The following is a 13,288-nucleotide window of genomic DNA, read 5'->3' on the forward strand; positions in this document are numbered from 1 at the left end:
TCCAACCGCAAGGTCACAGCATGAGTGAAACGGCCCTTTTCGCACGTGAGTTTCTGCGCAGCCCTCTCCGGACGGCTTCCTTGATCCCGAGTTCGGCCAGCCTCGTCGAGCGGCTCGTCGCCGCTGTGCCGGAGCGAGGTGAGCCCGTGGTGGTGGAACTCGGTCCAGGCACAGGACCTGCCACCGAGGCGATCCAACGCAAGCTGGCAGGCCGTGGCCGTCACATCGCGGTCGAGCTGAATGAGAAGCTTGCTACGCATCTGGTTCAGCGGTTCCCCGACACCGAGATAGTCACTGGCTCTGCCTGGGATCTCCCCCGCATCCTCGCTGACCGGGGCGTGCACACGGCGGACGTGGTGGTGAGCAGCCTGCCCTGGTCGGCGTTCACCGGCCCGCACGGCCAAACCCTCGTACCGAAGATCGCTTCGCTTCTCTCCGAGAGCGGCGTGTACACGCAATTCGCCTACACCTTCGCCCGCTGGGCACCTCCGAGCCGTGACCGGCTCGCGCAGTTGCGGCGAGTGTTCGAAGAAGTGGTCGCGGGCAGGACGGTGTACCGCAACCTGCCTCCCGCCCTGGTGTATTCCGCCCGCAGACCGCGCATGCGGTGAAACGGACGTAGCGCTTCACCTCAAGCCGCGCGACGGTATCCGCTTCACCGGGCCAAAACTGACATCCCACGTGATCAGGGCCCTTGGCGTCAGCGTCAGCCTGCAAGAGCTCCAAGATCCGCTTCCACGTACCGTTGCGCTGCCGGCGCCGAAACAGGTCGGACGCCCGATCCCAGGGCCCGTACCGTCCAGGCGCCTCTCGCCACGGCGCATCAGTCCGAGTCCGCCACCGTATGCCGTCGATCAACTGTCGCCGCGTCCAGATCGGCGGCCGACCCGCCTCCTGCCCAGCGGCAGCAACCCCTCAAGCCGAGCCCACTGGCTGCCCGTCAGATCACCACGCCCCACGAGACATGACCAGCTTTCGCAACAGACCCTGGTCATAGCTAACTGCGCGGACGTGGTGCCAGTTCGAAACAACGGAGTCCGTCAACTCTTCAGGGCCCGGGGCGAGGACATCCCGCTTACTCGGCTTGTGATACCGCTGCGTGTGATTGACGAACTTGATCGGCAAAAGTACGGTCAGGGTGACCTCGCCCGGAAGGCCGCTACGGCTATTCGCTACCTGGAGCGCATTCTCAAGGACTGCCAACCCGGTCAGGGCACCGTCCTCGATTACTTGCCTACGTAGTAAAGGCTCAAGTAGATGCCGATGACGCTGGAAACATGCCTCCTTTCCTTCTCCTACAGGCGGCCTCATCAGGGCAATGCTTGACCTAGGAATCGCTGGCGGATGCCGTGGACGGATCCAGCTCCAGGTCGCTGACCAGCGTAAACGCGGGTGGCGTAATGCGGAAGCAGTGACCAGGTCCGGATAGAGGTTCGCCTCTATCCGGACCTGGTGTTTTCCGAAGCCATACGTTCCTTGTATGCCGAGGCTGCGGTAGACGGCGGCCTTAGCTCCGGGAGCGATGGAACGACTACCTCACCCGCCAGGGCATCCTCATCACCAGGGGCGCGGCCGGTTTCAGCGTCGGGCGGGGCCACTGTCGATCGGAAGGCGGAAGAGCGTGTACGGCTTGCGCCGGAGATCGACGCCTCCGTGGTAGACCGCCTGACGGTTGAGCTGGTTGGCCATGACGTAGAGGTAGTGGTTGTAGGCGACCGACAGGGTGTCCGGCCAGATCAGCCGGTCGTCGCGGACGAGGACGCGGTACTGCCCGTCGGTTTCACGGCGGACGAGCGCGTTTCGTTCGATGTCACCCCCGTAGACACGTCCCGCGCTGTCCGTCTCCAGACCGTCGGACATGCCCTTCCTGCCGAGATCGCGGATGGTCGCCGCGACCTGTGCGTCGGTCCGGCGGAAGTCGGTGAGCGCCTCCGTGCTCACGGCGTACAGGGTGCGGCTGGAGAGCGGGCAGTAGTACAGCCACTTTCCGTCGGGGCTCAGTGCGATCCCGTCGGCACCGACGTTGATGGGGCTGGTGGGCCCGTTCGCCGGCCGGTTGAGCAGGGGTTGTCCCTCGACCGTGGGCACGAAGTCGGGAACGGGGCGGGTGGAGGGGTCGTTGTTCAGCCGGCGCCGGGACTCACCGGTGGCGAGGTCCACGACGATGAGAGCGTTCGGACCGTCCGTGGACGCGTCCGTGAGGTACGCGGTGCCGGCCTTGCCCCGGGTGAGGTCGAAGCGGACGTCGTTGATGAAGCTGCGGGGCCCCGCCACGCTGGCGGGAAAGACGATGGTGCGGACCACCTTGTTCGTCCGCAGATCCACCGCGACCAGCTTCGGGCCCCCGACGGGGGCGTCGGCCCATTCGATACGTCCTGTGTCCACGACCCACAGCCGGTCGGAGGCGTCGACCACGACGCTCTGGACGCCGAGGAAATGCCGGACGGGGTCGCCGGTGTCGGCGACGTTGATCGCCTGGTCCGGGTAGGGGACAGGCTTCCCGTCACGGATCTCGGCGACCGAGTAGGGGACCTTGTCCCCCCAGTGCGGAAAGTTCACGAAGATCCTGCCGGTACGCGAGACAGTCACCCCGGTCGGCATGGCACCGTAGAACGAGGCGACGGGCTCCAGCCGCTCACCGGCTGCGCCGCCACCGAACGCCTTGGGGACGGCCCGGGGCGCGACGGCCGTGTCGAGGGTGCAGCCGGACAGCAGCAGTGTCAGAGCCACGGGGGCCGCCGCCGAGACGAGGACACGGCGTGCGGCAAGGGTGCGACGTCGTAGAAGCATGTCTCCGCCCTTCTGTGAAAAGGCGATCAGGATGCTTGCTCCTCCACCAGCAACGCTTCGGCCGAGCTGTTCTCGGGTGAACGTCGCCGAGCCTGGCTCCGACGTTAAGACGCCGACTCGTCGACGGCAAACGCTCAGCCACCGATCAACGGCCCAGTGTGACCGGAGGGCATCGATTGGGCGCGCTTCGTCTGGGCGCGCTTCGTCTATGCATGACGAAGGCGCGTACCTCCGGTGTTCGTCAGCGACTTGGTACCAGTGACGCGGAAGCCGAATCAGCCCTCCGCCCCCGACGCCGGGTGAGCCGTTCGCTTCCCGGTCATGGTGGACCGGGCGCGGGGTCGGGCGTTCGCCCGTCGTCGGCTCGGTCCGAGCCGGTTCAGCGAGCGACGACGACCTTGCCGGTGGTGCGGCCGGACTCGACCAGCCGGTGGGCCTCGCGCATGCCGGTGGCGGAGAAATCGTCGACGGTCGTGGTGAGGGTTGTACGGATCCGCTTGCCGTCGACCAGTCCGGCGACGGTCTCCAGGAGCTTTCCCTGCTGGTTCATGTCCTCGGTCTGGTACATGGACCGGGTGAACATCAGCTCCCAGTGCCAGGCGATGCTCTTGGGCTTGAGCGGGAGCAGGTCGAGTCCCTCGGGCTCGTCGATGGCGGTGATATGGCCGAAGGGCCGTACGATCCGCGCGAACGCCTCGATGTTCCCGCGTGAGTGCGGGGTGAAGAGGTAGTCGAGTCCTTCGGGGGCTACCTCGCCGGCGGACTCCACAAGACGGTGGTGGTCGACGATCCCGTCGGCGCCGAACTGCCTCACCCACTTCCGTGACTCCGGCCGGGTGGCAGAGGCCAGCACACGGAGCCTGGTGAGTTCCTTTGCGAGCTGGATCATGACCGACCCGACGCCGCCGGCCCCGCCCAGCGCCAGCAGGGTCCCGGTGGAGCCGACGGTCAGCCCGAAACGCTCGAAGAGCGTCTCCCACGCGGTGATCGTGGTCAGCGGCATGGCAGCCGCCTCGGCGAAGCTCAGAGAAGCGGGCTTACGGGCGGCGATCCGCTCGTCCACGGCGTGCATGGTGCAGGTGTGCGATGTCGTCTCCATCCACGCGCCGCTCGTACCCGCCACCGAGGAACTGTTCGACGGCGAACTCATCGGCTCGATGAAGAAGGGCTCCTACATCGTCAACCCGGCCCGGGCGGAGATCGTCGACCGCGACGCGATAGTCCGCGCCCTCAAGAGCGGTCAACTCGCCGGATACGCGGGCGACATGTGGTTCCCCCAGCCCCCGCCGGCCGACCACCCCTGGCGCACCATGCCCCACCACGGGATAACACCGCACATATCGGGCTCGTCGCTCCCGGCGCAGGCCCGGTACGCAGCCGGAACCCGGGAGATCCTGGAGTCCTGGCTGGAGGGCCGTCCGATCCGTGACGAGTACCTCATCGTCGAGGGCGGCAAGCTCGTCGGTATGGGAACTCGCTCCTACAGTACCGAGAACACCAAGACGTGATGGCCATCGTGGGTCTGGGGTCGCTTGGCGTTGCTGGGTGGACAGCAGGTCGCAAGATCGCCACCGTGGGCTGGGCACAGCAGCTGACAGGCACGGGGTTCGAGCTCAACGACAAGGCGCCCTGGGGTCTGGGCGCGGATCCAGCTCCAGATCGCTGACCAGCGTAAACGCCGGTGGGGTAATGCGGAAGCAGTGACCAGGTCCGGATAGGGGTTTGCCTCTATCCGGACCTGGTGTTTTCCGGGGTTGTACGTTCCTTGTATGCCGAGGCTGCGGTAGACGGCGGCTTTGTCCTGCGGTGTGGCGCCGTTGATCGCAGTGGCGATGTCGCCGAGGCCGGTGATGAGTGCCTTGATGTCTCGTTTCGATGAGGCCGCCTTCCGGGATATGGCTCGCAGGCGTTGCGCCTGCCGAAAACCTCATCCGCCCAGTTCAGGCGGCATGTTGGCACTCGTGGAGGATGCCGCCGAGTCGTTGGCTTCGTCGTATGTCGAGGTGGGTGATCTGCTCGGGATCGGTGATCGGCGTCGGCAAGGGGTGCAGCGGGCGGGTGTTGGCGATGCCCTGATGGGGCCGGTGGGAGTTGTAGAAGTCTTCGAACTCGCTTAGCGCGTGGAGCAGATGACGCTGGTTCCAGATCAAGGTGCGGTCCAGCAGCTCGCGCCGGCAGGTCTGCACCCATCGCTCCATGATCGAGTTCATGCGCGGCATCCTTACTCCGCTGAGCACTGTCTCGATCCCCGCATCGTTGAGGACGGTGTCGAACAAGGCAGGCGTGCTCGATCACCGCGAACACATACATCCGTGCCCCGGACAGGGTGACCGTTCCCAGGAAGTCGCATGCTAGCAGGGCGTCGGCCTGGGAGCGCAGGAAGTCCGCCCACGTGCTTGTAGCGCGTTCGGGTGCCGGGTCGATCCCGGCCTCCTGGAGGATCTCTCAGACGGTGGAGGCGGCCACCGTGACGCCCAGAACGAGGAGTTCGCCGTGGATGCGGCGATATCCCCAGTCGGAGTTCTCGCGGGCGAGTCGCAGCACCAGCAGCCGGATGGAGCGTACGGTCCGCGGTCTTCCCGGGCGCCTGGGCCGGGAGCGGGCAGCGTGGCGGCATGCGACCCGATGGCGGTGCCGGCGCAGTACCGTGTCGGGGCGCACCACCAGCCGTATCCTGCGCAGCACCTGCGAGGGCAGGCGGTGCAGCAACGCCGCCAGGAAGGCCCGATCGCTCGGGGAGAACCGAACCTTCTCGCCACCGAGTTGGCGCTCCAGCACCGTGATCTGATGGCGCAGGGCGAGGATCTCCGTGTCCTTGTCCCGGTCACTCATGGGCCGCAGGCGCAGCACGGCGAACGCGTTCGTCACGGTTCGCAGCAGCACGACCAGCCATCATGCCGGGTGATCGCCAGCCGTGCGAGAGTACCGATTCGGGTGTCCGCGCTCGAGACCCCGCGCATCCCGCATACTGGCTCCCACCTGGGCGGATGAGGTTTTCGGCAAGGGCACCGTCGGACATGTCCGGTCTCCCCTCCGGGAGGTGCCCTTCCCGGCCTCATTGTGTCGACCATGTTCCGATGCCTGAGAAGGCGGTCGCGTTCACACCTGGTGTTCGTCGTCCCGACGATCCTGACGACCCCAGCGCCCCCGGCGCTGCCTGCTGTAGCGCCGGTCCCAGCGGTCCTGGCGGTCCCGCCGGTCGCGGTATTCCCGGTAGTCGGAGTAGCCTCCGCGCCCTCCGGCGCCCCCACCGCCCCGGCCGTAGTGGAAGACCCCGTAGACCACTATGGCCGCAGCCATCCACCAGATGGGGTTGACGAACCCAAAGCCGAACAGGACGAGGACGAGAACAAGAAGCAGGATAATCATTGCGGGCCTCCCGGAGCGGAACTGGGCATCGCCGCCGGGGGCCGGGGCCGCACTGAACAGTGTAGTCCTGTCTCAAGGTTGCGGACAGCATCCGATACCGGCGCCCGAAACCGGGGCCTGGATGGCTACTTGACGCCTGTTCAGGAACATTCCAGAGGGCTAGCGTTCCAAAGGCCGCCCCGGTCCCTGGCAGTGCAGTGGTTGTCGCGCTCCTCCGGGATCGCACCCTGCGCATCGCTGCCGATGCGCCCCATGCGGGCAGGAATCCCCGCCCGCCGGTGTTCCATGCCATCGCAACAGGCGGTCCACATGTACGCGCTGATCGTTTCGGCCACGTCCCCTTTTGTTCTGCTGGTCGGCGTCCTGGGCTTGTCCTGGTGGGAGGACCACATCCTGCCGTCGGACGAGCCGTCCGAAGTTCCTGTCGAAATCCCCCTTGAGGCTCCTTTCATCCCAACGCTCCTGCGCATCCCACCTCGACCTGCTCACGGGCCGACGGCCGGCCTATGACAGTCACCCTTCCCGTTTCGCCCGGACCCGGCGAAGCCCGGGGAATTCCCCGCACCTCGGAGGCCCGGCAATGCTCTTCTGGACCCTTGTTCTTCTGCTAATCCTGTTCGCGTTCGGGAGCGTCGGCTTCGCCATGGCCGGGCTCGGCCATGGCAGCAGGCGTACCGGCGCACGCCGCTACGGCCGCAGCCACAGCTAGGGCGTCTCACGGGTCACGGTGCGGCCCGAAGATCGAGCGCGGCCGCATCTTTCTTGGCGTCACCACCGCAGCGGTCTTCATCCGGCTCCGCTCATGATCCACCGGAGACGGCCTACCGATCCCGCGCGCAGAGGTCTATGGTGCCAACTAAGCCCCAGCCCCCGGCGACCTGACCGTACGGCCGCAATGGGTGGAGATCATCGCAGTGGGCACCCTGGAACAGGACACCTTGAGCCGTGTCGGGACCGGCACGGATTCCCGCGTACGACAGGTCGGCCAGGAGCCGGTCGACGGCTCGTCGGTGATACCGGAGATGTGCGACCGGCACGCGCGGACCCTTCGCTCATGGGCGCCGCTTCCTGGCGAGCCCGATGCCCTGTGGCACTGTCCGGCCTTTCCGCCCCGTCGGCGGCCCGGCAACTGCACTGAGTCCTGATCGTCGGACGCACCGCCACCCCGTACGCGCGGTCAGCGGAGTACGCCGTTCGTCTCTCCGCCGAACGCACCCCCGAACACGAAGTCACAGGCGTGCCACAGCAGTACTCAACACGAAGGTAACGACGTGGCGATTGCCGCACAGTCCACAGGAGCCTCCATACAGCCGAGCGCTGTCAGGCCGTCAGCGCAGGTCCGCTCCCCTGCTCATGCTTTCACCGGTCGACTCCCGTGGATCGAGAACGCGGGGAAGATCGCGTCGAAGGACGCCCGGGTTCTGTCGAAGCTGTTCTTCGACCGGCTCCGGGCACTGGAAGAAGGCACGCCCGCTCACCAGTACGCGCGCAACACGCTCATCGAGATGAACCGGTCCCTCGTACGGTTCGCCGCGAGCCGGTTCCGTAACCGGGGCGGCGGCGACATGGAGGACATCGTGCAGGTCGGCACGATCGGCCTGATCAAGGCGATCGACCGGTTCGATCTGTCCCGCGAGGTCGAGTTCACCAGCTTCGCGGTCCCGTACATCACCGGAGAGATCAAGCGGTACTTCCGCGACACCACCTGGGCCGTCCACGTACCCCGCCGGCTTCAGGAACGGCGGGTCGAACTCGCCAGGGCCAAGGAGCGGCTGGCCATCGGCCTCGGCCGCGAGCCCACGGTGGCGGAACTCGCCGCGAACCTGTCGCTGAGCGAGGAACAGGTCATCGAGGGCATCGTCGCCGCCAACGGATACACCGCCAGTTCTCTCGACGTCCCCGCCGAGAGCAGTGACGACGGGTACGTCAACAGGGGCGGCCGTACCTATGCCGACACCTTCGGTCACATCGACGCGGCCATGGACCTCGTCGAGGACTTCCACGCCCTCGCGCCCCTCCTCGGCCGACTCGACAACCGTGAGCGCCGCATCATCGAAATGCGCTTCGGCCGGGAAATGACCCAGTCCCAGATCGGTGTCGAACTGGGCGTCTCCCAGATGCACGTCTCACGCCTCCTCTCGCGCACGCTGGCCCGGCTCCGAACCGGCATGCTCGCAGACCGGTAACCGGCGGCTGTCAACCGACCATTGGGAGGGTGCACCGCCGTGGCTTGGGGGCCGCGGCGACACCAAGGAATGTGGCAGCGCCGTGACCGCGCCAGGGGGCCAGGTCACGGCGCTGCCACCCTTTCTGTACAAGTTCCGGTCTGTGCAAGTTCCGGCTGCGACTTCTCGGTGCGAGCCCCCTTGAGCCCGGCCGACCACCGCGCCTTGCGAGCGGCGTCTATGCTGAGGCTCAGACATCTCAGCCCCCGACTTCGCCCGGACCTTGGCCCCGGCACGGGCACTGGTTCTCCGGAACCGACCAAGCGGACGCCCCCACCGCGGCCTCACACCCTGGGCCGCCAGGACGGGAGGTGACCGCCAGTGATCAGTCCCGGGATGACCGAGATCCTGCGACTCCTTCACGCGCGGGCCGGACCGCGGTTCGCCGAAGACTGCGCCTCCGTCCTCGGCATGGATCATCTTGTGGTCTCCCTCGTCGTCGAAGGCCAGGTCACCGAGCAGCTCTGGTCCTCCGGCAGGACGGGCTCCGTCTTCGAGGACCTCCAGTTCACACTCGGCGAGGGCCCTGGCCCGGACGCCCTCCGTACCCGCGTGCTGATCCTGGAGCATGACCTGTCCGCGGTACGGGCCGACCGCTGGCCCGCCCTGCTCCCGGCCATGACCCACCTGCCGATCCGGGCCGTGTTCTGCTTTCCACTGTCCCTCGGCGGCATCACGGTCGGAGTCCTCACCGCTTTGCGTTCCACCCCCGACCCCATGACGGGACAGGAGATGGACGACACCCTGGCCCTCGCCACGGCTCTCACCCTGCGATTCCTCGGCGGCGACGGCGTACAGCTCGAATCCTGGATCGATCCGCGGCCCGACGGCGAGCTGCACCGCGCCGTCGTCCACCAGGCGACCGGCATGCTCAGCGTCCAACTCGGACTTCCACTCGGCCGGGCACTGCTGCGACTGCGCGCCTACGCCTACGCCCACGACAGGTCCATCATCGAGGCGGCGGAGTCCATCGTGTCCAGGCAGGTCCGTCTGGACCACGACAGCCCCGAACCCGACTCATCCGAAGAAACGAGGGGATGACTCCCATGTCCCGCGAACAGCAAGTGTCAGCGGTCTTCGTGCAAGTCGCGGACTCCCTGATCGACAACTTCGATCTCCTCGAATTTCTCGACCAGTTGTGCGCGCACTGCGTCAGCCTTCTCGATGTCACCGCCGCCGGCATCCTGCTGGCCAACGAGAACGACACCCTCCAGACCATCGCGGCCTCCGACGAGAACACCCATCTGCTGGAACTCTTCGCCCTCCAGCACGATCAGGGCCCCTGCGTGGAGTGCTACCGCACCGGCACTCCACGCACCAACATCGACCTGAACAGCCCCACCGCCACCAGCGCCTGGCCCGCGTTCGCCACCCGGGCCCGCCGAAGCGGCTTCCACACCGCTCATGTTTTCCCGCTCCGCCTGCGCAACCGTGCCATCGGGGCGATGAACCTCTTCCACGCCAGCCAACAGCCTCTGAGCCCCCAGGACGCCTCACTCGCTCAAGCCCTCGCGGACATCGCCACCATCGCCCTTCTCCAGCAGCGCGACCTCGACCAGGAACAGACGGAAAAGGCCCAACTGCAACGGGCCCTGACTACGCGCATCACCATCGAACAGGCAAAAGGCATCCTCGCCGAACGCTGGAACACCAGCCCCGACACCGCGTTCACCGCCCTGCGCGCCTACGCCCGCGCCCACCAACTCCGTGTATCCGACTGCGCCCGCCAGATCATCGACCAGACCCTCGACACGGACCACATCCCGCACCCGTAGGACCACGCGCAGGATCACCTGTGAAATCCCCGCAGGCCCCTGTCACCGCTCGTGACCGTTCGTTCTATTCGTCACCCTCCTGCTCGGACCGGGGTGCGGTGGCGTGATCTGCCGGAACGTTCGGGCCGTGGAAGACGGTCTGTAAACGTCAAAGGGAGCCGAGCCACCAGAACATCAAGGCGAAACACCGTGGCAGAGCCTGCACGGCGGCCTGGTGGAGGTGGTGCACCAGGTGAGCGCCTGGGCCGCTCGCGGGGCGGGTTCACCGCCAAGCTCCACCTGAGCGCGGACGGCCGCTGCCGTCCCCTGTCCCTCATCGTCATGGCAGGACAGCGGGCGGACTGCACCCGGTTCGAGCCGGTTCTGGAGAAGATCCGCGTCCCTCGCCCCGCACGGGGCCGACCTCGCAAGAAGCCCGTCAGCCTGGCCGCCGGCAAGGCATACGGTAGCGGCCCGCGCCGCCAGTACCTGCGGCGCCGGGGCATCCGGCACTCCATCCCGGAGAAGACCGACAGCCAGGCCGCCCGGCAGCGCAAAGGCTCACGCGGAGGACGGCCACCGGGCTTCGACGAAGACCTGTACAAGAAACCCAACGCCGTCGAACGAGTGGTCAACAGGCTAAAACAGTCCCGGGCCGTGGCCACCAGGTATGACAAACGTGGCTACGTCTACCTCGGTACCGCCACAGCGGCAGCCCTCATCAACTGGCTCCGCACGTGATCGCCCGGACAAGTCCTAGTCCAAATAGGCACCGGACAAAAGCAGCGTCAAACCCGAGCGCGATCAGGCCCCTGTTCGACGCTGGGGTGGGTGGTCCGCTGCGGGTTGTCGATCATGGCGTCGAAGTCGGCCCGGCTGGTTTCGGGCTCCAGCCACTGGTTGCCGCAGGGGCAGCGGACCCAGACGTGGCGGCCGTGGTTGATCAGGAGCCAGTCCCGGCGGGCACGGAGGGCCGAGCACCTCACGGGGATCCCGCGCAGAGCCGGCTCCTGCGGGTGGCCGACACAGCGGGGCGATGTTCGACCTCAGGAATCTTTGACCGATATCTCGGGCGGATCCAGCTCCAGGTCGCTGACCAGCGTAAACGCCGGTGGGGTAATGGTTCGTGTCCCCCCTCGGACACTTTCGCAACGCACATGGATGGTGACGGTCGAGTTTCGGCCGTCACCATTTCTGTTTCGTGGTCAAGTACAGACGGGCTCGGGCGACGGTTGAGGGCGACACAGCGAGGTCGAGGCGTTCGCGCCGTACGTGAACACCTGCGTTCGTCCGTCGGGCCGATGCGTCGACGGACCTGCCGCGGACGTCTCACGGAGCCCGGAGGTGGGTCGCCGCGAGGTCGGCGAACTCGCTGATCAGACGGCTGCGACGCGTAGCGTCCCAGGCCAGCGCGACGCGGCTCGGGCCGATGTCGGCGATCGCGATCGCGGTGATGTCGGGGCGGTGGTAGAAGCCGGCGGTCGACTGCGGCAGGACAACGACGCCGCGCTCGGCGGCGACGTGCTCCAGCTTCTCCTCGACGGCCAGCGCGGCTGGAGGCTCACTCGGTGCGGTATCGCCCGTCATCGCTTGCCATTCGGGGACTGCGCCGTAGGGCTGGAGAAGTGTTTCACCGGCGAGGTCGCTCAGGTGGAGCTCGCTCTTGCATGCCAGGCGATGCCCGGTGGGCAGCACAGCGACGCGGGGTTCGTCGAACAACGCCGTGACCTTCAGTCCGCGCTGGTCGATCGGCAGGCGTACGCAGCTCACGTCTGCCCGCCCGTCACGCAGGACTTCCACCTGGTCGGCCCAGCTTGTCCGCAGCACATCGACCGCCATCTGCGGGTGAGCGGCCGTCAGCGCGCGGACGGCGCCGGTGACGATCAGTCCGGGCATGAAGGCGACAGTGAAGCTGTCGGCTCCGCGGGCGGCCCGTCCAACGCGGCGGCGCAACGCCTCGGCGCCGGCCAGCAGCGGTGCCGCGTCCGTGTACAGGGCCTCGCCGGCCGCAGTCAGTTCGGTACGGCGCCTGTCGCGCGTGAATAGCTGGACGCCGAGTTCGGCCTCAAGCGCCCGGATCCGGCGCGAAAGTACGGGCTGGGCGATGTGCAGATCCCGGGCCGCGCGTCCGAAGTTCAGCTCCCGCGCGACGGCCGTAAAGTACCGGATCTTGCGAAGGTCCAGGTCCGTGTACGCCTCCTGGGCACCTGTGATGCCTCGAAGGTATCACAGCGGTCACAGAGGGTCTTGGACACTGACCGGGTTCGGAACGGATCGTTGAGGTCGGCACACGGAAGAGCTACGGAAGAGCTGGAGAAAGGAGCCACCGCCATGAGCTTCAGCGGACAGCGGGTCGTGGTGATCGGCGGGACGTCGGGCATCGGGCAGGCCGTCGTGCAGGCGGCAGCCGAGCGCGACGCACAGGTCGTGGTCGTCTCCGCGCGGCAGGCGAGCGTGGAGCGCGCCCTGAGGGAATTGCCACCCGGCGCGACCGGCCACGCGGTCGACGTACGTGACGCCGACGCGCTCGACGCCGTCTTCGGGCGAATCGGCGAATTCGATCACCTGGTGTACACCTCGGGAGAGGCGCTGACCCTCGCGCCGATCGCGGATCTTGACGTGGATACCGCCCGCCGGTTCTTCGAGATCCGGTACTTCGGGGTGCTGGCCGCGGTGCGGGCGGCGATGACGCGGCTGAGCCGGGACGGGTCGGTGACGCTCACCGGTGGCTCGGCGGGCCCGCGTCCGGCTCCGGGTTGGGCGGTGGCCGCCAGCATCTGCGGCGCGATGGAGGCCCTGACCCGCGAGTTCGCTCTCGAACTCGCCCCAGTCCGTGTCAATCTGGTGCGTCCGGGCGTGGTCGAGAGCCCATTGTGGTCGGCCCTGGGAGAGAGGGACCGCGACGCGCTGTACCAGGCCACCGCGAAGACCGTGCCGGTCGGGCACACCGGCCGGGTCGAGGAGGTTGCGCTCGCCTACCTCTACTGCATGGAGCAGACCTATGCCACCGGCGCGATCATCGGTGTGGACGGCGGCGCGGTACTGGTCTGAGGTCTCGCCTCAGGCCCATTCCGACACCGGGCGTTCGCCGAGCCGGGCTCTCTCCACGACCGTCTGCCCCACCGAACGTCGCAGACCCCGCTCGACAAC

General features: G+C 67.2%; 11 protein-coding genes and 4 pseudogenes. 8 read left to right on the plus strand and 7 right to left on the minus strand.

Annotated elements, in window-relative coordinates; all coding sequences use genetic code 11:
• Positions 1 to 146: 146 nt before the first annotated feature.
• Positions 147 to 611: a class I SAM-dependent methyltransferase gene (locus ACFV6H_RS26835; RefSeq protein ID WP_385546783.1), complete on the plus strand. Its 465-nt coding sequence runs from the start codon at positions 147 to 149 to the stop codon at positions 609 to 611.
• 175 nt (positions 612 to 786) lie between these two features.
• Here ACFV6H_RS26835 and ACFV6H_RS26840 read toward each other — a convergent pair.
• The 3 genes and pseudogenes from ACFV6H_RS26840 to ACFV6H_RS26850 all read right to left on the minus strand — a co-directional run.
• Positions 787 to 858: pseudogene (locus ACFV6H_RS26840) on the minus strand (hypothetical protein); the annotation flags it as partial.
• 720 nt (positions 859 to 1,578) lie between these two features.
• Complete coding sequence (locus tag ACFV6H_RS26845; protein ID WP_385546786.1) at positions 1,579 to 2,730, minus strand: L-dopachrome tautomerase-related protein; 1,152 nt, start codon at positions 2,728 to 2,730, stop codon at positions 1,579 to 1,581.
• 439 nt (positions 2,731 to 3,169) lie between these two features.
• Positions 3,170 to 3,889: a zinc-binding dehydrogenase gene (locus ACFV6H_RS26850; protein WP_385546789.1), complete on the minus strand. Its 720-nt coding sequence runs from the start codon at positions 3,887 to 3,889 to the stop codon at positions 3,170 to 3,172.
• Here ACFV6H_RS26850 and ACFV6H_RS26855 point away from each other — a divergent pair.
• Positions 3,816 to 4,298 (plus strand): annotated as a pseudogene (locus tag ACFV6H_RS26855) (NAD(P)-dependent oxidoreductase); the annotation flags it as partial. The gene ACFV6H_RS26850 and the pseudogene ACFV6H_RS26855 sit on opposite strands and share 74 nt — an antisense overlap.
• A gap of 432 nt (positions 4,299 to 4,730) precedes the next feature.
• Here ACFV6H_RS26855 and ACFV6H_RS26860 read toward each other — a convergent pair.
• Together ACFV6H_RS26860 and ACFV6H_RS26865 are read right to left on the minus strand one after the other, a co-directional pair.
• Positions 4,731 to 5,622: pseudogene (locus tag ACFV6H_RS26860) on the minus strand (integrase core domain-containing protein).
• Between the two features lie 267 nt (positions 5,623 to 5,889).
• Positions 5,890 to 6,159: a hypothetical protein gene (locus ACFV6H_RS26865; RefSeq protein WP_385546792.1), complete on the minus strand. Its 270-nt coding sequence runs from the start codon at positions 6,157 to 6,159 to the stop codon at positions 5,890 to 5,892.
• Between the two features lie 580 nt (positions 6,160 to 6,739).
• Between ACFV6H_RS26865 and ACFV6H_RS26870 the strand changes: the two genes are divergently transcribed.
• The 5 genes from ACFV6H_RS26870 to ACFV6H_RS26890 all read left to right on the plus strand — a co-directional run bounded on the left by ACFV6H_RS26870 (position 6,740) and on the right by ACFV6H_RS26890 (position 10,879).
• Positions 6,740 to 6,868: a hypothetical protein gene (locus ACFV6H_RS26870; protein ID WP_385546795.1), complete on the plus strand. Its 129-nt coding sequence runs from the start codon at positions 6,740 to 6,742 to the stop codon at positions 6,866 to 6,868.
• A 595-nt stretch (positions 6,869 to 7,463) separates the two neighbouring features.
• On the plus strand, positions 7,464 to 8,345 hold the full coding sequence (locus tag ACFV6H_RS26875; protein ID WP_384975579.1) for an RNA polymerase sigma factor SigF: 882 nt from the start codon (positions 7,464 to 7,466) through the stop codon (positions 8,343 to 8,345).
• A gap of 375 nt (positions 8,346 to 8,720) precedes the next feature.
• A complete protein-coding gene (locus tag ACFV6H_RS26880) occupies positions 8,721 to 9,425 on the plus strand; it encodes a GAF and ANTAR domain-containing protein (RefSeq protein ID WP_385546798.1) in 705 nt (234 codons plus the stop codon).
• Positions 9,422 to 10,159, plus strand: a complete 738-nt coding sequence (locus ACFV6H_RS26885; RefSeq protein ID WP_385546801.1) for an ANTAR domain-containing protein — start codon at positions 9,422 to 9,424, stop codon at positions 10,157 to 10,159. Before ACFV6H_RS26880 ends, ACFV6H_RS26885 begins: the two co-directional genes overlap by 4 nt.
• A 189-nt stretch (positions 10,160 to 10,348) precedes the next feature.
• Positions 10,349 to 10,879, plus strand: coding sequence for an IS5 family transposase (locus ACFV6H_RS26890; RefSeq protein WP_385546804.1), 531 nt, complete (start codon positions 10,349 to 10,351; stop codon positions 10,877 to 10,879).
• 588 nt (positions 10,880 to 11,467) lie between these two features.
• Here ACFV6H_RS26890 and ACFV6H_RS26895 read toward each other — a convergent pair.
• Together ACFV6H_RS26895 and ACFV6H_RS26900 are read right to left on the minus strand one after the other, a co-directional pair.
• The gene (locus ACFV6H_RS26895; protein ID WP_385546808.1) at positions 11,468 to 12,034 is read right to left on the minus strand and encodes a LysR family substrate-binding domain-containing protein; all 567 of its coding nucleotides are present in this window, start codon (positions 12,032 to 12,034) and stop codon (positions 11,468 to 11,470) included.
• A gap of 114 nt (positions 12,035 to 12,148) precedes the next feature.
• Positions 12,149 to 12,352: pseudogene (locus tag ACFV6H_RS26900) on the minus strand (LysR family transcriptional regulator); the annotation flags it as partial.
• Positions 12,353 to 12,469: 117 nt separating this feature from the next.
• On the opposite strand from ACFV6H_RS26900, the gene ACFV6H_RS26905 reads away from it, so the two are divergent.
• Complete coding sequence (locus ACFV6H_RS26905) at positions 12,470 to 13,189, plus strand: SDR family oxidoreductase (RefSeq protein WP_385546811.1); 720 nt, start codon at positions 12,470 to 12,472, stop codon at positions 13,187 to 13,189.
• The last annotated feature ends 99 nt before the right edge of the window (positions 13,190 to 13,288 follow it).

The sequence above is a fragment of the Streptomyces sp. NPDC059743 genome, from assembly GCF_042732975.1.
Taxonomy (GTDB): Bacteria; Actinomycetota; Actinomycetes; order Streptomycetales; family Streptomycetaceae; genus Streptomyces.